Origin of the sequence: Escherichia sp. E4385 (genome assembly GCF_963883145.1) — a bacterium.
GTDB lineage: Bacteria > Pseudomonadota > Gammaproteobacteria > Enterobacterales > Enterobacteriaceae > Escherichia.
Genome location: NZ_CAWOOJ010000014.1, coordinates 232,500 through 250,210, shown reverse-complemented (window position 1 = coordinate 250,210; position 17,711 = coordinate 232,500). Strand labels below are relative to the sequence as shown.

Annotated in this window: 14 protein-coding genes; 12 read left to right on the top strand and 2 right to left on the bottom strand. The window is 51.1% G+C overall.

Annotated features, from left to right (window positions below):
• Positions 1-320: 320 nt before the first annotated feature.
• The 8 genes from tig (at position 321) to fadM (ending at position 9,988) form a co-directional block, all read left to right on the top strand.
• Positions 321-1,619 (top strand): trigger factor, encoded by a 1,299-nt coding sequence (tig, locus tag AACS80_RS15600; RefSeq protein ID WP_001198386.1) that lies wholly within the window; start codon positions 321-323, stop codon positions 1,617-1,619.
• A gap of 245 nt (positions 1,620-1,864) precedes the next feature.
• On the top strand, positions 1,865-2,488 hold the full coding sequence (gene clpP / locus AACS80_RS15595) for an ATP-dependent Clp endopeptidase proteolytic subunit ClpP (protein WP_000122253.1): 624 nt from the start codon (positions 1,865-1,867) through the stop codon (positions 2,486-2,488).
• Between the two features lie 125 nt (positions 2,489-2,613).
• Complete coding sequence (gene clpX / locus AACS80_RS15590) at positions 2,614-3,888, top strand: ATP-dependent protease ATP-binding subunit ClpX (RefSeq protein WP_000130305.1); 1,275 nt, start codon at positions 2,614-2,616, stop codon at positions 3,886-3,888.
• A gap of 187 nt (positions 3,889-4,075) precedes the next feature.
• Positions 4,076-6,430 carry an endopeptidase La gene (lon, locus tag AACS80_RS15585; RefSeq protein ID WP_064527151.1) on the top strand — a complete coding sequence of 785 codons (2,355 nt, stop codon included), beginning with the start codon at positions 4,076-4,078 and terminating at the stop codon, positions 6,428-6,430.
• 190 nt (positions 6,431-6,620) lie between these two features.
• Positions 6,621-6,911, top strand: a complete 291-nt coding sequence (hupB, locus tag AACS80_RS15580; RefSeq protein WP_254892905.1) for a nucleoid-associated protein HU-beta — start codon at positions 6,621-6,623, stop codon at positions 6,909-6,911.
• Between the two features lie 191 nt (positions 6,912-7,102).
• On the top strand, positions 7,103-8,974 hold the full coding sequence (gene ppiD, locus AACS80_RS15575) for a peptidylprolyl isomerase (RefSeq protein ID WP_135409612.1): 1,872 nt from the start codon (positions 7,103-7,105) through the stop codon (positions 8,972-8,974).
• A gap of 150 nt (positions 8,975-9,124) precedes the next feature.
• Complete coding sequence (locus tag AACS80_RS15570) at positions 9,125-9,496, top strand: helix-hairpin-helix domain-containing protein (protein WP_135409613.1); 372 nt, start codon at positions 9,125-9,127, stop codon at positions 9,494-9,496.
• Positions 9,497-9,589: 93 nt separating this feature from the next.
• A complete protein-coding gene (gene fadM, locus AACS80_RS15565) occupies positions 9,590-9,988 on the top strand; it encodes a long-chain acyl-CoA thioesterase FadM (RefSeq protein WP_001194534.1) in 399 nt (132 codons plus the stop codon).
• A 51-nt stretch (positions 9,989-10,039) separates the two neighbouring features.
• On the opposite strand, the gene queC is transcribed toward fadM, so the two are convergent.
• Together queC and AACS80_RS15555 are read right to left on the bottom strand one after the other, a co-directional pair.
• Entirely contained in the window at positions 10,040-10,735 is a 696-nt protein-coding gene (gene queC, locus AACS80_RS15560) for a 7-cyano-7-deazaguanine synthase QueC (protein WP_135409614.1), read from the bottom strand.
• A gap of 63 nt (positions 10,736-10,798) precedes the next feature.
• Positions 10,799-12,499 carry an SgrR family transcriptional regulator gene (locus tag AACS80_RS15555; protein ID WP_135409615.1) on the bottom strand — a complete coding sequence of 567 codons (1,701 nt, stop codon included), beginning with the start codon at positions 12,497-12,499 and terminating at the stop codon, positions 10,799-10,801.
• A 99-nt stretch (positions 12,500-12,598) separates the two neighbouring features.
• Here AACS80_RS15555 and cof point away from each other — a divergent pair, with 99 nt between their 5' ends.
• The 4 genes from cof (at position 12,599) to AACS80_RS15535 (ending at position 17,604) form a co-directional block, all read left to right on the top strand.
• A complete protein-coding gene (gene cof / locus AACS80_RS15550) occupies positions 12,599-13,417 on the top strand; it encodes an HMP-PP phosphatase (protein ID WP_135406152.1) in 819 nt (272 codons plus the stop codon).
• Between the two features lie 152 nt (positions 13,418-13,569).
• On the top strand, positions 13,570-14,028 hold the full coding sequence (gene decR / locus AACS80_RS15545; RefSeq protein ID WP_000884589.1) for a DNA-binding transcriptional regulator DecR: 459 nt from the start codon (positions 13,570-13,572) through the stop codon (positions 14,026-14,028).
• Positions 14,029-14,057: 29 nt separating this feature from the next.
• Positions 14,058-15,830 (top strand): SmdA family multidrug ABC transporter permease/ATP-binding protein, encoded by a 1,773-nt coding sequence (locus AACS80_RS15540; protein ID WP_130206276.1) that lies wholly within the window; start codon positions 14,058-14,060, stop codon positions 15,828-15,830.
• Positions 15,823-17,604: a SmdB family multidrug efflux ABC transporter permease/ATP-binding protein gene (locus AACS80_RS15535; protein ID WP_135409616.1), complete on the top strand. Its 1,782-nt coding sequence runs from the start codon at positions 15,823-15,825 to the stop codon at positions 17,602-17,604. Before AACS80_RS15540 ends, AACS80_RS15535 begins: the two co-directional genes overlap by 8 nt.
• The last annotated feature ends 107 nt before the right edge of the window (positions 17,605-17,711 follow it).

The window sequence follows — 17,711 nt, the reverse complement described above, 5'->3', positions numbered from 1 at the left end:
CTTTTCCAGTATGTTGCTAAAGATTTTATGAAAAACGGCCTGCGGGCCGTTTTGTTTTGTCTGGATTTTGTGCTTTTTGCCCAGCATTCAGACGAAAATTCCCCGGGAATTGTGAAAAAATACGCGGTAGCGCGCAATAACCGTTCTCGACTCATAAAAGTGATGCCGCTATAATGCCGCGTCCTATTTGAATGCTTTCGGGATGATTCTGGTAACAGGGAATGTGATTGATTATAAGAACATCCCGGTACCGCGAAGCCAACAACCTGTGCTTGCGGGGTAAGAGTTGACCGAGCACTGTGATTTTTTGAGGTAACAAGATGCAAGTTTCAGTTGAAACCACTCAAGGCCTTGGCCGCCGTGTAACGATTACTATCGCTGCTGACAGCATCGAAACCGCTGTTAAAAGCGAGCTGGTCAACGTTGCGAAAAAAGTACGTATTGACGGCTTCCGTAAAGGCAAAGTGCCAATGAATATCGTTGCTCAGCGTTATGGCGCGTCTGTACGCCAGGACGTTCTGGGCGACCTGATGAGCCGTAACTTCATTGACGCCATCATTAAAGAAAAAATCAATCCGGCTGGCGCACCGACCTATGTTCCGGGCGAATACAAGCTGGGTGAAGACTTCACCTACTCTGTAGAGTTTGAAGTGTATCCGGAAGTTGAACTGCAGGGTCTGGAAGCGATCGAAGTTGAAAAACCGATCGTGGAAGTGACCGACGCTGACGTTGACGGCATGCTGGATACTCTGCGTAAACAGCAGGCTACCTGGAAAGAAAAAGACGGCGCTGTTGAAGCAGAAGACCGCGTAACCATCGACTTCACCGGTTCAGTTGACGGCGAAGAGTTCGAAGGCGGTAAAGCGTCTGATTTCGTACTGGCGATGGGCCAGGGTCGCATGATCCCGGGCTTTGAAGACGGTATCAAAGGCCACAAAGCTGGCGAAGAGTTCACCATCGACGTGACCTTCCCGGAAGAATACCACGCAGAAAACCTGAAGGGTAAAGCAGCGAAATTCGCTATCAACCTGAAGAAAGTTGAAGAGCGTGAACTGCCGGAACTGACTGCAGAATTCATCAAACGTTTCGGCGTTGAAGATGGTTCTGTAGAAGGTCTGCGCGCTGAAGTGCGTAAAAACATGGAGCGCGAGCTGAAGAGCGCCATCCGTAACCGCGTTAAGTCTCAGGCGATCGAAGGTCTGGTAAAAGCTAACGACATCGACGTACCGGCTGCGCTGATCGACAGCGAAATCGACGTTCTGCGTCGTCAGGCTGCACAGCGTTTCGGTGGCAACGAGAAACAAGCGCTGGAACTGCCGCGTGAACTGTTCGAAGAACAGGCTAAACGCCGCGTAGTTGTTGGCCTGCTGCTGGGCGAAGTTATCCGCACCAACGAGCTGAAAGCTGACGAAGAGCGTGTGAAAGGTCTGATCGAAGAGATGGCTTCTGCGTACGAAGATCCGAAAGAAGTTATCGAGTTCTACAGCAAAAACAAAGAACTGATGGACAACATGCGCAATGTTGCTCTGGAAGAACAGGCTGTAGAAGCTGTACTGGCGAAAGCGAAAGTGACTGAAAAAGAAACCACTTTCAATGAGCTGATGAACCAGCAGGCGTAATTTACGCAGCATAACGCGCTAAATTCGCACAAAGGCCCGTCACCGCCAGGTGGTGGGCTTTTTTTTGTCATGAATTTTGCATGGAACCGTGCGAAAACGCTCTTTCGGTGTTAGCGTAACAACAAAAGATTGTTATGCTTGAAATATGGTGATGCCGTACCCATAACACAGGGACTAGCTGATAATCCGTCCATAAGGTTACAATCGGTACAGCAGGTTTTTTCAATTTTATCCAGGAGACGGAAATGTCATACAGCGGCGAACGAGATAACTTTGCACCCCATATGGCGCTGGTGCCGATGGTCATTGAACAGACCTCACGCGGTGAGCGCTCTTTTGATATCTATTCTCGTCTACTTAAGGAACGCGTCATTTTTCTGACTGGCCAGGTTGAAGACCACATGGCTAACCTGATTGTGGCGCAGATGCTGTTCCTGGAAGCGGAAAACCCAGAAAAAGATATCTATCTGTACATTAACTCCCCAGGCGGAGTGATCACTGCCGGGATGTCTATCTATGACACCATGCAGTTTATCAAGCCTGATGTCAGCACCATCTGTATGGGCCAGGCGGCCTCGATGGGCGCATTCCTGCTGACCGCAGGGGCAAAAGGTAAACGTTTCTGCCTGCCGAACTCGCGCGTGATGATTCACCAGCCGCTGGGCGGCTATCAGGGCCAGGCGACCGATATCGAAATTCATGCCCGTGAAATTTTGAAAGTTAAAGGGCGCATGAATGAACTTATGGCGCTCCATACGGGTCAATCATTGGAACAGATTGAACGAGATACCGAGCGCGATCGCTTCCTTTCCGCCCCTGAAGCGGTGGAATACGGTCTGGTCGATTCGATTCTGACCCATCGTAATTGATGCCAGAGGCGCAACTGTGCCGCTATACTTATCCAGGGCGGCACAACGCTATAAGCGACTTGCGCTTGAGAATGGCATTTGCGTCGTCGTGTGCGGCACAAAGAACAAAGAAGAGGTTTTGACCCATGACAGATAAACGCAAAGATGGCTCAGGCAAACTGTTGTACTGCTCTTTTTGCGGCAAAAGCCAGCATGAAGTGCGCAAGCTGATTGCCGGACCATCCGTGTATATCTGCGACGAATGTGTTGATTTATGTAACGACATCATTCGCGAAGAGATTAAAGAAGTTGCACCGCATCGTGAACGCAGTGCGCTACCGACGCCGCATGAAATTCGCAACCATCTGGACGATTACGTAATCGGTCAGGAACAGGCGAAAAAAGTGCTGGCGGTCGCGGTATACAACCACTACAAACGTCTGCGCAATGGCGATACCAGCAATGGCGTCGAGTTGGGTAAAAGTAACATTCTACTGATCGGTCCGACCGGTTCCGGTAAAACGCTGCTGGCTGAAACGCTGGCACGCCTGCTGGATGTTCCGTTCACTATGGCCGATGCGACTACACTGACCGAAGCCGGTTATGTGGGCGAAGACGTTGAAAACATCATTCAGAAGCTGTTGCAGAAGTGCGACTACGATGTACAGAAAGCGCAGCGCGGTATTGTCTACATCGATGAAATTGACAAGATTTCACGTAAGTCTGACAACCCGTCTATTACCCGTGACGTTTCCGGTGAAGGCGTACAGCAGGCACTGTTGAAACTGATCGAAGGTACAGTTGCTGCCGTTCCACCGCAGGGCGGGCGTAAGCATCCGCAGCAGGAGTTCTTGCAGGTAGATACCTCTAAGATACTGTTTATCTGTGGTGGTGCGTTTGCTGGTCTGGATAAAGTGATTTCCCATCGTGTAGAAACCGGCTCTGGCATTGGTTTTGGCGCGACGGTAAAAGCGAAGTCCGACAAAGCAAGTGAAGGCGAACTGCTGGCGCAGGTAGAACCGGAAGATCTGATCAAATTTGGTCTGATCCCTGAGTTCATCGGTCGTCTGCCAGTTGTAGCAACGCTGAATGAACTGAGCGAAGAAGCCTTGATTCAGATCCTTAAAGAGCCGAAAAACGCGCTGACCAAGCAGTATCAGGCGCTGTTTAATCTGGAAGGCGTGGATCTGGAATTCCGTGACGAGGCGCTGGATGCTATCGCTAAGAAAGCGATGGCGCGTAAAACCGGTGCCCGTGGCCTGCGTTCCATCGTAGAAGCCGCACTGCTCGATACCATGTACGATCTGCCGTCCATGGAAGATGTCGAAAAAGTGGTTATCGACGAATCGGTAATTGATGGCCAGAGCAAACCGCTGCTGATTTATGGTAAGCCGGAAGCGCAACAGGCATCTGGTGAATAATTAACCATTCGCATACAGTCAGTTAACCAAAAAGGGGGGATTTTATCTCCCCTTTCATTTTTCCTCTATTCTCGACGTTGAATGTGGGGGAAACATCCCCATATACTGACGTACATGTTAATAGATGGCGTGAAGCACAGTCGTGTCATCTGATTACCTGGCGGAAATTAAACTAAGAGAGAGCTCTATGAATCCTGAGCGTTCTGAACGCATTGAAATCCCCGTATTGCCGCTGCGCGATGTGGTGGTTTATCCGCACATGGTCATCCCCTTATTTGTCGGGCGGGAAAAATCTATCCGTTGTCTGGAAGCGGCGATGGACCATGATAAAAAAATTATGCTGGTCGCGCAGAAAGAAGCTTCAACGGATGAGCCGGGTGTAAACGATCTTTTCACCGTCGGGACCGTGGCCTCTATATTGCAGATGCTGAAGCTGCCTGACGGCACCGTCAAAGTGCTGGTCGAGGGGTTACAGCGCGCGCGTATTTCTGCGCTCTCTGACAATGGCGAACACTTTTCTGCGAAGGCGGAGTATCTGGAATCGCCGACCATTGAGGAGCGGGAACAGGAAGTGCTGGTGCGTACTGCAATCAGCCAGTTCGAAGGCTACATCAAGCTGAATAAGAAAATCCCACCAGAAGTGCTGACGTCGCTTAACAGCATCGACGATCCTGCGCGTCTGGCAGATACCATTGCCGCGCATATGCCGCTGAAACTGGCTGACAAACAGTCTGTTCTTGAGATGTCCGACGTTAACGAGCGTCTGGAATATCTGATGGCGATGATGGAATCGGAAATCGATCTGCTGCAGGTTGAGAAACGTATTCGTAACCGCGTGAAAAAACAGATGGAGAAATCCCAGCGTGAGTACTATCTGAACGAGCAGATGAAAGCCATTCAGAAAGAACTCGGCGAAATGGACGACGCGCCGGACGAAAACGAAGCCCTGAAGCGTAAAATCGACGCGGCGAAAATGCCGAAAGAGGCAAAAGAAAAAGCGGAAGCAGAACTGCAGAAGCTGAAAATGATGTCTCCGATGTCGGCAGAAGCAACCGTGGTGCGTGGTTATATCGACTGGATGGTACAGGTGCCGTGGAATGCGCGTAGCAAGGTCAAAAAAGACCTGCGTCAGGCGCAAGAAATCCTCGATACCGATCATTATGGTCTGGAGCGCGTGAAAGATCGTATCCTTGAGTACCTCGCGGTTCAAAGCCGTGTAAACAAAATCAAGGGACCGATCCTCTGCCTGGTAGGGCCGCCGGGGGTAGGTAAAACGTCCCTGGGTCAGTCCATCGCCAAAGCCACAGGACGTAAATATGTTCGTATGGCACTGGGCGGCGTGCGTGATGAAGCGGAAATCCGCGGTCACCGCCGTACTTACATCGGTTCTATGCCGGGTAAATTGATCCAGAAAATGGCGAAAGTGGGCGTGAAAAACCCGCTGTTCCTGCTCGATGAGATCGACAAAATGTCTTCTGACATGCGTGGCGATCCGGCCTCCGCACTGCTTGAAGTGTTGGATCCAGAGCAGAACGTGGCGTTCAGCGACCATTACCTGGAAGTGGATTACGACCTGAGTGACGTGATGTTTGTCGCGACGTCGAACTCCATGAACATTCCGGCACCGCTGCTGGATCGTATGGAAGTGATTCGCCTCTCCGGTTATACCGAAGATGAAAAACTGAACATCGCCAAACGTCACCTGCTGCCGAAGCAGATTGAACGTAATGCGCTGAAAAAAGGTGAGCTGACCGTCGACGATAGCGCCATTATCGGCATTATTCGTTACTACACCCGTGAGGCAGGCGTGCGTGGTCTGGAGCGTGAAATCTCCAAACTATGCCGTAAAGCGGTTAAGCAGTTACTTCTCGATAAGTCATTAAAACATATCGAAATTAACGGCGATAACCTGCATGACTACCTCGGCGTACAACGTTTCGACTATGGTCGCGCGGATAACGAAAACCGCGTCGGTCAGGTAACGGGTCTGGCGTGGACAGAAGTCGGCGGCGACTTGCTGACCATCGAAACTGCGTGTGTACCAGGCAAAGGTAAACTCACTTATACCGGTTCGCTGGGCGAAGTGATGCAAGAGTCCATTCAGGCGGCGTTAACGGTGGTTCGTGCGCGTGCGGAAAAACTGGGGATCAATCCAGATTTTTACGAAAAACGCGACATCCACGTGCACGTACCGGAAGGTGCGACGCCGAAAGATGGTCCGAGCGCTGGTATTGCCATGTGCACTGCGCTAGTTTCTTGCCTGACCGGTAACCCGGTTCGCGCCGATGTGGCGATGACGGGCGAGATAACCTTGCGTGGCCAAGTGTTACCAATCGGCGGTTTGAAAGAAAAACTGCTGGCGGCGCATCGTGGTGGAATTAAAACTGTGTTAATTCCGTACGAAAATAAACGCGATCTGGAAGAGATTCCAGACAACGTGATAGCCGATCTGGACATTCATCCGGTGAAACGTATTGAGGAAGTTCTGACTCTCGCGTTGCAAAATGAACCGTCTGGCATGCAGGTTGTAACCGCAAAATAGTGACCTCGCGCAAAATGCACTAATAAAAAAAGGGCTGGCAGGTAAATTCGGACTTGCCAGCCTTTTTTTGTCTCGTTAAGTTAGAGGGCGGATTAGGCTTGCCCTTATTAAGGGGTGTTGTAAGGGGATGGCTGGCCTGATATAACTGCTGCGCGTTCGCACCTTGAAGGATTCAAGTGCGAGATAAATTATAAAGAGGAAGAGAAGAGTGAATAAATCTCAATTGATTGACAAGATTGCTGCAGGGGCTGATATCTCTAAAGCTGCGGCTGGCCGTGCGTTAGATGCTATTATTGCTTCCGTAACTGAATCCCTGAAAGAAGGGGATGATGTAGCACTGGTAGGTTTTGGTACTTTTGCCGTTAAAGAGCGTGCTGCCCGTACTGGTCGCAACCCGCAGACCGGTAAAGAGATCACCATCGCTGCAGCTAAAGTACCGAGCTTCCGTGCAGGTAAAGCACTGAAAGACGCGGTAAACTAAGTGTTGTCCCCATTGGGGATGTGACGAAGTTCAAGGGCGCATCTACTGATGTGCCTTTTTTATTTGTATTCCGTGACTTTCTGCGCATTGTGGGCTGACAATTGCCCCCGTTTCTTGTCACAATAGGCCTTTGCGCGCAGCGATAAGTTGCGTGAGGTATACAGTCATCTACAGCGGAGTGTTGTTACACCATGATGGACAGCTTACGCACGGCTGCAAACAGTCTCGTGCTCAAGATTATTTTCGGTATCATTATCGTGTCGTTCATATTGACCGGCGTGAGTGGTTACCTGATTGGCGGAGGCAATAACTACGCCGCAAAAGTGAATGACCAGGAAATCAGCCGTGGGCAGTTCGAGAACGCCTTCAACAGCGAGCGTAATCGCATGCAGCAACAGCTGGGCGATCAATACTCCGAGCTGGCGGCGAACGAAGGCTATATGAAAACCCTGCGTCAACAGGTGCTGAATCGTCTTATCGACGAGGCTCTACTGGATCAGTACGCTCGCGAACTGAAACTGGGTATCAGCGATGAGCAGGTCAAGCAGGCGATTTTCGCGACCCCGGCTTTCCAGGTTGACGGCAAGTTCGATAACAGCCGCTACAACGATATCCTCAACCGAATGGGAATGAGTGCCGATCAGTACGCGCAGGCGCTGCGTAACCAGCTCACCACCCAACAGCTGATTAATGGCGTTGCTGGCACCGATTTTATGCTGAAAGGTGAAACTGACGAACTGGCCGCGCTGGTCGCTCAACAACGTGTAGTGCGTGAAGCGACTATCGACGTTAATGCGCTGGCGGCTAAGCAAGCTGTGACCGAACCAGAAATCGCCAGCTACTACGAGCAAAACAAAAACAATTTCATGACTCCGGAACAGTTCCGCGTGAGCTACATCAAGCTGGATGCTGCCACGATGCAGCAACCGGTTAGCGATGCGGATATCCAGAGCTACTACGATCAGCATCAGGATCAATTCACCCAGCCGCAGCGCACGCGCTACAGCATCATCCAGACCAAAACTGAAGATGAAGCGAAAGCTGTACTTGATGCGCTGAACAAAGGCGGTGATTTTGCCGCGTTAGCAAAAGAAAAATCTGCTGATATTATCTCTGCCCGTAACGGCGGTGATATGGGTTGGTTAGAAGACTCCACCACCCCAGACGAACTGAAAAATGCCGGTCTGAAAGAAAAAGGCCAGCTTTCTGGTGTGATCAAATCCTCGGTAGGTTTCCTGATCGTCCGTCTGGATGACATTCAGCCAGCAAAAGTGAAGTCGTTAGACGAAGTGCGTGACGAAATCGCAGCGAAAGTGAAACACGAAAAAGCGCTGGATGCATACTACGCGTTGCAACAGAAAATAAGCGATGCAGCAAGCAACGACACTGAATCTCTGGCAGGTGCAGAGCAGGCAGCGGGCGTTAAAGCTACTCAGACTGGCTGGTTCAGCAAAGATAAGCTGCCGGAAGAGTTAAACTTCAAACCGGTGGCGGACGCTATCTTTAACGGCGGTCTGATTGGTGAAAACGGCGCACCGGGCATCAACTCTGACATCATCACCGTAGACGGCGATCGTGCATTCGTTCTGCGTATCAGTGAGCATAAACCGGAAGCGGTTAAACCGCTGGCAGATTTTCAGGAACAGGTTAAAGCGATGGTTCAGCACAACAAAGCTGAACAGCAAGCGAAAGTGGATGCTGAAAAACTGCTGGTTGATCTGAAAGCGGGCAAAGGTGCGGAAGCTATGCAAGCTGCCAGTGTGAAATTTGGTGAGCCGAAAACCTTAAGCCGTTCTGGCCGTGACCCGATTAGCCAGGCGGCATTTGCTCTGCCTCTGCCAGCGAAAGACAAACCGAGCTACGGTATGGCGACCGATATGCAGGGCAATGTCGTTCTGCTGGCGCTGGACGAAGTGAAGCAAGGTTCAATGCCGGAAGAGCAGAAAAAAGCGATGGTGCAGGGTATTACCCAAAACAACGCACAAATCGTCTTTGAAGCTCTGATGAGTAACCTGCGCAAAGAGGCGAAAATCAAAATTGGCGATGCGCTGGAACAGCAATAATCCTGAAGCCGCCTCGCAAAAAAATGCTTTGCAGCTGTAACAAGAAAAGGTCGCTTTCGCGGCCTTTTCCATTTCTGAACATTGCCATTTGTTTACTGTTTTCACTGCCGTTAAGGTGATTCCACTGTTAACAAACAAGGAGAAAACAGTATGAAACACGGAATCAAAGCACTGCTCATTACCCTGTCCCTGGCCTGTGCCGGAATGTCTCATAGCGCGCTGGCGGCAGTTCCTGCAGCGAAACCGGCGGCGGTCGAAACCAAAGCGGAAGCCACTGCAGTACAAAGCAAAGCGGCAGTACCGGCGAAAGCCAGTGATGAGGAAGGCACCAGAGTCAGCATTAATAATGCCAGCGCGGAAGAGCTAGCCCGCGCGATGAATGGCGTTGGCCTGAAGAAAGCGCAGGCGATTGTCAGTTATCGCGAAGAGTATGGCCCGTTTAAAACGGTGGAGGATCTAAAGCAGGTGCCGGGGATGGGCAATTCGCTGGTGGAACGTAATCTGGCGGTATTAACCCTGTAATTAATTTGCATAGTGGCAATTTTTTGCCAGACTGAAGAGGTCATACCAGTTATGGCCTCTGTACTTATAACAACAACGTAAGGTTATTGCGCTATGCAAACACAAATCAAAGTTCGTGGATATCATCTCGACGTCTACCAGCACGTAAACAACGCCCGCTACCTTGAGTTTCTCGAAGAAGCCCGCTGGGATGGACTGGAAAACAGCGACAGTTTTCAATGGATGACCGCCCATAACATCGCTTTCGTGGTGGTGAATATCAATATCAACTATCGCCGCCCGGCGGTATTAAGCGACCTGTTAACCATTACGAGCCAGTTACAGCAATTAAACGGTAAAAGCGGCATCTTAAGCCAGGTTATTACTCTGGAGCCGGAAGGGCAGGTGGTGGCGGATGCGCTTATCACGTTTGTTTGTATTGATCTTAAAACGCAGAAGGCTTTAGCTCTGGAAGGGGAGCTGCGCGAAAAGTTGGAGCAGATGGTTAAGTAAACGTTTTGTTGTGCCGGATGCTTATGCCGCATCCGGCAACACCCGGAATAATTACTTCAACCCTGTTTTCTGCTTCATCGCAGCCATCACCGCTGGTTTATCGGACAGATAATGATTCAACCCATTACTGCGCAGATTACATGCAGCACAATGACCGCAACCATCGCCTTTGATGCCGTTATAGCAGGTCAGTGTTTCGTTACGCACTAAATCCAGCTTGCCGTAATAATCCGCCAGCGCCCAGGTTTCCGCTTTATCAATCCACATCAGCGGCGTTTCAAAACGAATCTCTTTCGCCATGCCCAAACTGACGGCATGGTTTAGTGCTTTCACAAACTCATCGCGGCAATCCGGGTAGCCGGAGAAATCTGTTTCGCAGACGCCGGTGATCACCGCTTCGGCTTTCACCTGATATGCGTAAATCGCCGCGAGCGTCAGGAACAAAATATTACGCCCTGGAACAAACGTATTCGGGATGCCATCGGCTTCAGGTTCATAATCTGGCACTGGAATGCTGTCACGCGTCAGACTGCTGACTGCCAGCTCGTTAAGCAGGGTGACATCCAGCACCTTATGCGCGCGTGCGCCCAGTTTCAGCGCCAGATCGCGCGCAACGTCGATCTCTGCGCGATGGCGCTGACCGTAATCAAACGTCACGCAATGGACTTCATCATATTGTTGCAATGCCTGCACCAGACAGGTTGTAGAGTCCTGGCCCCCACTGAATACAACGACAGCACGTTTCATAAATCATCCTGCTAAATCGATAAAACGTTATGGTAACGCCTGCGGTTAACCCGGGCCAGCTCTTCATTGCGACGGTGCGGGTAGCCAGGCCTCGGTAAATTCAAACCAGCCGCGCGGTGTCAGTCGCACACCGTTCACGCCTGGCGGCGCACTAATGCGATAGTGATAGTTGAACAGTGGTGTCAGCGTTGCGTCAGCCATTAACTGGCTAAACACCATTTTCAGGGCATTAAATCGCTTTTCTTCATCAGGCATTATTTGCACGGCATCCAGTGTCGATTGCAGATGTGCGTATGTACTGGCAGTAAAAACATGTGACCACAGCGGATCGCAGCGCAGCCACTGTTCAAGGGTATATTCCGGCGCTTCGCCAATTAATCTGTCGCCCATCATGAGGTCTGCTTGCTCCAGTGGCGTGGCTCCATCCCAGTTTTTCGCGTTATGAAAAATAATCTTTAGCTCGCAACCTTCTGCTGCCAGCTTCGTTCGTAGCTGTTCTGCCATGGCATGAAGTTCCACCGGCAGGTGATAAACCAGCGTCAAAGTTTCCGGTAGTTTGACCTCATCCGGTACTTGCCATTGCGGAATAGTCCAGCCTGGCAGCAATGCATGACTGGCGGTGATCAGGTTTTCTCCGACTTCTAACGTTTGTAGTAAACCGGATTGATGAATAATGGTGATCACTTTTCGTGCCTGCCAGAGAGTCAGTCGGGGGCTTTTGCGCAACGTTAAATAGCAAAAACCTAAACTGATGCCGCTACTGACCTGACTGACCCGTGGCAATTCCTCTGGTTTGCCGATGGTGATTTGGACGGGATGCCGACAACTCGTACCCAAATCTTTTTCAAAAAGCGGCGGGGTTATCCAGTACTCAACCGCTTTTAGTAGCGGATGACGTAAATGGTAATAATCATGGCTTTCGAGTCGCACCAGTTCCGGTGTGAATTGTGTTAAGCGGAAAGGTCCGGTTCCTACCAGTGGTAATTGCGGATGCGCCAGATGGCAGCAATAGCTCGCCAGTCGGTGTGCCAGCCAGTAATCGGGGCGATTTAAAAAGAAGGTCAGACACTGCGGGTGGGTGACTTCAATACGCTGCACGCTAATAAATAACTGCCTCAGGGCAGGCAACTGTAGCAGCATCAGCAAGCGTTGATGTAGCTGTGTTGCTTTTACTGCATCACCGTTATGCCAGTGTAGGGTTGAGCGAAGATAAAAATCCCAGCGTAACCCGTCAGCAGACGTTTCCCAGTGATGCGCTAAATCGCCAATTGGGCGTTGGGAGTTATTGTCGAAACGGCTCAGGCCGGAAAAAATTTGCCCGGCGAGATGCTGTTCGGCACGTCCGGCTAAAAAACCCGGTTGCAGTGGTTCGAGCGGGCGATAATAAGGAATACGCAATGTCGGGGTATCGTTTTGCCATTGCCCGCCCATAAACGGTTGTAACATGGTACGCAGTTCGCCAGGCGCCAGCTGCGCGAGTTCCAGCACATCCTGTTGTTTTCCACTTTCCAGCGCCTGTTCCATCATCGTATTGCGCAAGGATTCCGGCGTCACCAGAAAGCGCAGTTGCCCGCGTTTTCCGCGCCCGGATTGTGCCTGCCACTCCAGCCATCCCGCATCCTGCGCCTGACGTAACAATGTGCGTACATGGCGTTCACTGCAAAAGCAACGTTCCGCCAGTTCGCTGACGGTAACGGATTGTGGTGCTCCGGCGGAAGGTTGCCACAAACGTTGATACTGGTTAAGACGATTAAGCAGTCGCATATAAACCCGGAACAATATTTTTTATCTATTCACTATTACTTCCGTATATATCAAGTGATACTCAATCACCATTAACCGTGTCACAGAGTGGAGAAAGAAATGGCTCGTCTGGCAGCATTTGATATGGACGGCACTTTATTGATGCCTGACCATCATTTAGGTGAGAAAACGCTCTCTACTCTGGCGCGCCTGCGTGAACGCGATATTACCCTTACATTTGCTACGGGTCGTCATGCGTTGGAGATGCAGCATATTCTCGGGGCGCTATCGCTGGATGCGTATTTAATTACCGGCAACGGCACGCGTGTGCACTCTCTGGAAGGCGAACTTTTACATCGTGATGATTTACCTGCGGATGTGGCGGAGCTGGTGTTGTATCAGCAATGGGATACCCGAGCCAGCATGCATATCTTCAATGACGATGGTTGGTTTACCGGGAAAGAGATCCCTGCGCTGTTGCAGGCATTTGTCTATAGCGGTTTTCGTTATCAGATAATCGATGTCAAAAAAATGCCACTCGATCGAGTCACCAAGATCTGTTTCTGTGGCGATCACGACGATCTTGCACGCTTGCAGATCCAACTACACGAAGCTTTAGGTGAGCATGCACATTTGTGTTTTTCCGCGACTGATTGCCTGGAAGTGCTGCCGGTGGGCTGCAATAAAGGCGCTGCGTTGACGGTGCTGACCCAACATTTAGGTTTTTCGCTGCGTGACTGTATGGCCTTTGGTGACGCGATGAATGATCGCGAAATGTTAGGCAGCGTCGGTAAGGGCTTCATTATGGGTAATGCGATGCCGCAATTGCGTGCGGAACTCCCTCATTTACCGGTGATTGGACACTGCCGTAATCAGGCTGTCTCTCACTTTTTGACGCACTGGCTGGATAATCCACATCTACCTTATTCCCCCGAATAACGAGATCCCTTCCAGCACCGGGCAACTGCCCGGTTTTTTTTGCCCCGAATTTGTCATTTTGTGCATTCTCTGTGAAATCGCACGGAATAAATTGTCGCTATTTGGCCTTTAAAATAGAATCAAAAGAGAAAATAATTCTCTGTGGATTGGCTATGTTAGATAAAATTGACCGTAAGCTGCTGGCCTTATTACAGCAGGATTGCACCCTTTCTTTGCAGGCACTGGCAGAAGCCGTTAATCTGACAACCACGCCTTGCTGGAAGCGTCTGAAACGGTTGGAAGATGACGGTATTCTTATCGGCAAAGTCGCGTTGCTGGATCCGGAAAAAATTGGCCTGGGTCTGACTGCTTTTGTGCTGATTAAAACGCAACATCACAGCAGTGAATGGTATTGTCGCTTTGTTACGGTCGTCACGGAAATGCCGGAAGTTCTCGGTTTCTGGCGCATGGCCGGTGAATACGATTATCTGATGCGGGTTCAGGTTGCTGATATGAAGCGCTACGATGAGTTTTATAAGCGTCTGGTTAACAGTGTGCCGGGGCTTTCGGACGTCACTTCCAGCTTCGCGATGGAACAGATTAAGTACACTACCTCGTTACCTATCGAATAATTATCCAGGATCAGGTCAGGACATAACGCGTGCGATTATTTGCTCAACTAAGCTGGTATTTCCGCCGGGAATGGCGCCGCTATCTCGGGGCTGTTGCCTTGCTTGTCATTATTGCGATTCTGCAACTGATCCCGCCAAAAGTCGTTGGTATTGTTGTCGATGGCGTGACAGAAAAACACTTTACTACCGGGCAGATCCTGATGTGGATCGCCACCATGGTGTTGATTGCAGTCGTGGTTTATCTCCTGCGCTACGTCTGGCGCGTACTGCTGTTCGGCGCGTCTTATCAACTGGCTGTTGAACTGCGTGAAGACTATTACCGCCAGCTAAGCCGCCAGCATCCAGAGTTTTATCTGCGTCATCGTACGGGCGACCTTATGGCCCGTGCGACAAATGACGTCGATCGTGTGGTATTTGCCGCCGGTGAAGGGGTGCTAACGCTGGTGGATTCGCTGGTGATGGGTTGCGCAGTGCTGATAATGATGTCAACGCAGATTAGCTGGCAGTTAACTTTAATAGCGCTGTTGCCGATGCCAGTGATGGCAATCATGATTAAACGCAACGGCGATGCCTTGCATGAACGCTTTAAGCTGGCACAAGCCGCCTTTTCCAGCCTTAACGATCGTACCCAGGAGAGTCTGACCAGTATTCGCATGATTAAATCCTTTGGTCTGGAGGATCGCCAGTCTGCGCTGTTCGCCGCAGATGCCGAAGATACCGGTAAGAAAAACATGCGAGTAGCGCGCATTGATGCTCGTTTCGATCCGACCATTTATATCGCGATTGGCATGGCGAATTTACTGGCGATTGGCGGTGGTAGTTGGATGGTCGTGCAGGGCAGCTTAACGTTGGGCCAGCTCACCAGTTTTATGATGTACCTTGGTTTGATGATTTGGCCGATGCTGGCGCTGGCGTGGATGTTTAACATTGTGGAGCGTGGCAGCGCGGCGTATAGCCGAATTCGTAGCATGCTGGCCGAAGCGCCAGTCGTTATTGATGGTAAAGATAAGGTGCCAGAAGGTCGTGGTGAACTGGATGTGAATATTCGTCAGTTTACGTATCCTCAAACTCATCACCCTGCGCTCGAGAATGTCAGTTTTGCGCTGAAACCGGGTCAGATGCTGGGAATTTGCGGGCCGACCGGCTCCGGCAAAAGTACTGTGCTGTCATTAATTCAACGTCATTTTGATGTCACCGAGGGTGATATCCGTTTTCATGATATTCCTTTGACGCAGTTGCAACTCGACAGCTGGCGTAGCCGCTTGGCGGTAGTTAGCCAGACACCGTTCCTTTTTTCTGACACGGTTGCTAATAACATCGCGCTGGGTTGCCCAAATGCCACCCAGCAAGAAATTGAACACGTAGCGCGGTTAGCCAGCGTGCATGACGATATTTTGCGTCTGCCGCAAGGTTACGACACAGAAGTGGGCGAACGCGGCGTGATGCTTTCCGGTGGGCAAAAACAGCGAATCTCCATTGCCAGGGCATTGCTGGTGAATGCGGAAATCCTCATTCTTGACGATGCTCTATCGGCGGTAGATGGTCGTACGGAATACCAGATTCTCCATAACCTGCGCCAGTGGGGGCAGGGGAGAACGGTGATTATCAGCGCCCATCGCCTTTCTGCCCTGACCGAAGCGAGTGAAATTATTGTGATGCAGCATGGGCATATTGCCCAGCGCGGCGATCATGATGTGCTGGCGCAACAAAGCGGCTGGTATCGCGATATGTATCGCTATCAACAACTGGAAGCGGCGCTCAACGATGCTCCGGAAAATCACGAGGAGGCCGTTGATGCGTAGTTTTAGCCAACTCTGGCCGACTCTGAAGCGCCTGTTAGCTTACGGTTCACCATGGCGTAAACCGCTGGGTATCGCAGTGTTGATGATGTGGGTGGCAGCGGCGGCAGAAGTGAGCTGCCCGCTGCTCGTCAGTTACTTTATCGACAATATGGTGGCGAAAAATAATCTGCCGCTGAAAATGGTTGTCGGGCTGGCGGCGGCATATGTCGTACTGCAACTGTTTGCCGCCGGGCTACATTACGCGCAGTCGCTGTTGTTTAACCGGGCGGCAGTAGGCGTTGTACAACAGTTACGTACCGATGTGATGGATGCTGCACTGCGCCAACCGTTGAGTGAGTTTGATACTCAGCCGGTCGGGCAGGTGATTTCCCGCGTTACCAATGATACTGAAGTTATCCGCGATCTCTACGTTACCGTGGTCGCAACTGTTTTGCGTAGTGCCGCCCTGGTAGGGGCGATGCTGGTAGCGATGTTCAGTCTCGACTGGCGAATGGCGCTGGTAGCGATAATGATATTCCCGGTTGTGTTGGTGGTGATGGTGATATACCAGCGTTACAGTACGCCGATTGTCCGCCGTGTACGCGCCTATCTGGCTGATATCAACGACGGCTTTAACGAAGTTATTAACGGCATGAGCGTCATCCAGCAGTTCCGCCAGCAGGCGCGATTTGGCGAACGTATGGGCGAAGCCAGCCGTTCACACTATATGGCGCGAATGCAAACGCTACGGCTGGACGGCTTTTTACTGCGTCCCCTGCTGAGTCTGTTTTCATCGCTCATTCTTTGTGGCTTGTTGATGCTGTTTGGCTTCTCCGCCAGCGGCACCATTGAAGTGGGTGTGCTGTATGCGTTTATCAGCTATTTGGGGCGACTTAACGAACCCTTAATCGAACTGACCACGCAGCAGGCGATGCTGCAACAGGCTGTTGTTGCTGGCGAGCGTGTGTTTGAACTGATGGACGGACCGCGCCAGCAATATGGCAATGATGATCGCCCGTTACAGAGCGGCACCATTGATGTCGATAACGTGTCGTTTGCTTATCGCGATGACAATCTGGTGCTGAAAAATATTAATCTTGCCGTTCCTTCGCGCAGCTTTGTGGCGTTGGTGGGGCATACCGGTAGCGGCAAAAGTACCCTGGCAAGTTTGCTGATGGGCTATTACCCACTAACAGAAGGTGTGATTCGGCTTGATGGACGTCCGTTAAGTTCGCTCAGTCATAGCGCGCTGCGTCACGGCGTGGCGATGGTGCAGCAAGATCCGGTAGTGCTGGCGGATACCTTCCTCGCCAACGTGACGCTGGGACGTGATATCTCCGAAGAGCGCGTCTGGCAGGCGCTGGAAACGGTACAACTGGCGGAACTCGCGCGTAGCATGAGCGACGGTATTAATACGCCGCTGGGCGAGCAGGGGAATAATCTCTCAGTCGGGCAAAAGCAACTGCTGGCACTGGCACGCGTGCTGGTGGAGACGCCGCAAATCCTGATCCTTGATGAGGCAACCGCCAGCATTGACTCCGGTACTGAACAGGCGATTCAGCACGCTCTGGCGGCGGTGCGTGAACACACTACGCTGGTGGTGATTGCTCACCGCTTATCGACCATTGTTGATGCTGATACCATTCTGGTGCTTCATCGTGGTCAGGCTGTGGAACAGGGCACTCACCAGCAACTGCTGGCCGCCCAGGGGCGCTACTGGCAGATGTATCAACTGCAACTTGCGGGCGAAGAGCTGGCAGCCAGCGTGCGTGAAGATGAATCCCTGAGCGCCTGATTAGCGCAAAATTTCATCGGTGGTGCAAAAATGTAACGCACTGTGCACTGTCATAGTGCGTTTTTATTTTCAATCTTCTTAACTTCCTGCTCTCTTTCTCGTTTTTC

Coding starts and splice junctions, on each gene's coding strand:
- tig (WP_001198386.1), top strand. CDS start 321: ATGCAAGTTTCAGTTGAAACCACTCAAGGCCTTGGCCGCCGTGTAACG.
- clpP (WP_000122253.1), top strand. CDS start 1,865: ATGTCATACAGCGGCGAACGAGATAACTTTGCACCCCATATGGCGCTG.
- clpX (WP_000130305.1), top strand. CDS start 2,614: ATGACAGATAAACGCAAAGATGGCTCAGGCAAACTGTTGTACTGCTCT.
- lon (WP_064527151.1), top strand. CDS start 4,076: ATGAATCCTGAGCGTTCTGAACGCATTGAAATCCCCGTATTGCCGCTG.
- ppiD (WP_135409612.1), top strand. CDS start 7,103: ATGATGGACAGCTTACGCACGGCTGCAAACAGTCTCGTGCTCAAGATT.
- AACS80_RS15570 (WP_135409613.1), top strand. CDS start 9,125: ATGAAACACGGAATCAAAGCACTGCTCATTACCCTGTCCCTGGCCTGT.
- fadM (WP_001194534.1), top strand. CDS start 9,590: ATGCAAACACAAATCAAAGTTCGTGGATATCATCTCGACGTCTACCAG.
- queC (WP_135409614.1), bottom strand. CDS start 10,735: ATGAAACGTGCTGTCGTTGTATTCAGTGGGGGCCAGGACTCTACAACC.
- AACS80_RS15555 (WP_135409615.1), bottom strand. CDS start 12,499: ATGCGACTGCTTAATCGTCTTAACCAGTATCAACGTTTGTGGCAACCT.
- cof (WP_135406152.1), top strand. CDS start 12,599: ATGGCTCGTCTGGCAGCATTTGATATGGACGGCACTTTATTGATGCCT.
- decR (WP_000884589.1), top strand. CDS start 13,570: ATGTTAGATAAAATTGACCGTAAGCTGCTGGCCTTATTACAGCAGGAT.
- AACS80_RS15535 (WP_135409616.1), top strand. CDS start 15,823: ATGCGTAGTTTTAGCCAACTCTGGCCGACTCTGAAGCGCCTGTTAGCT.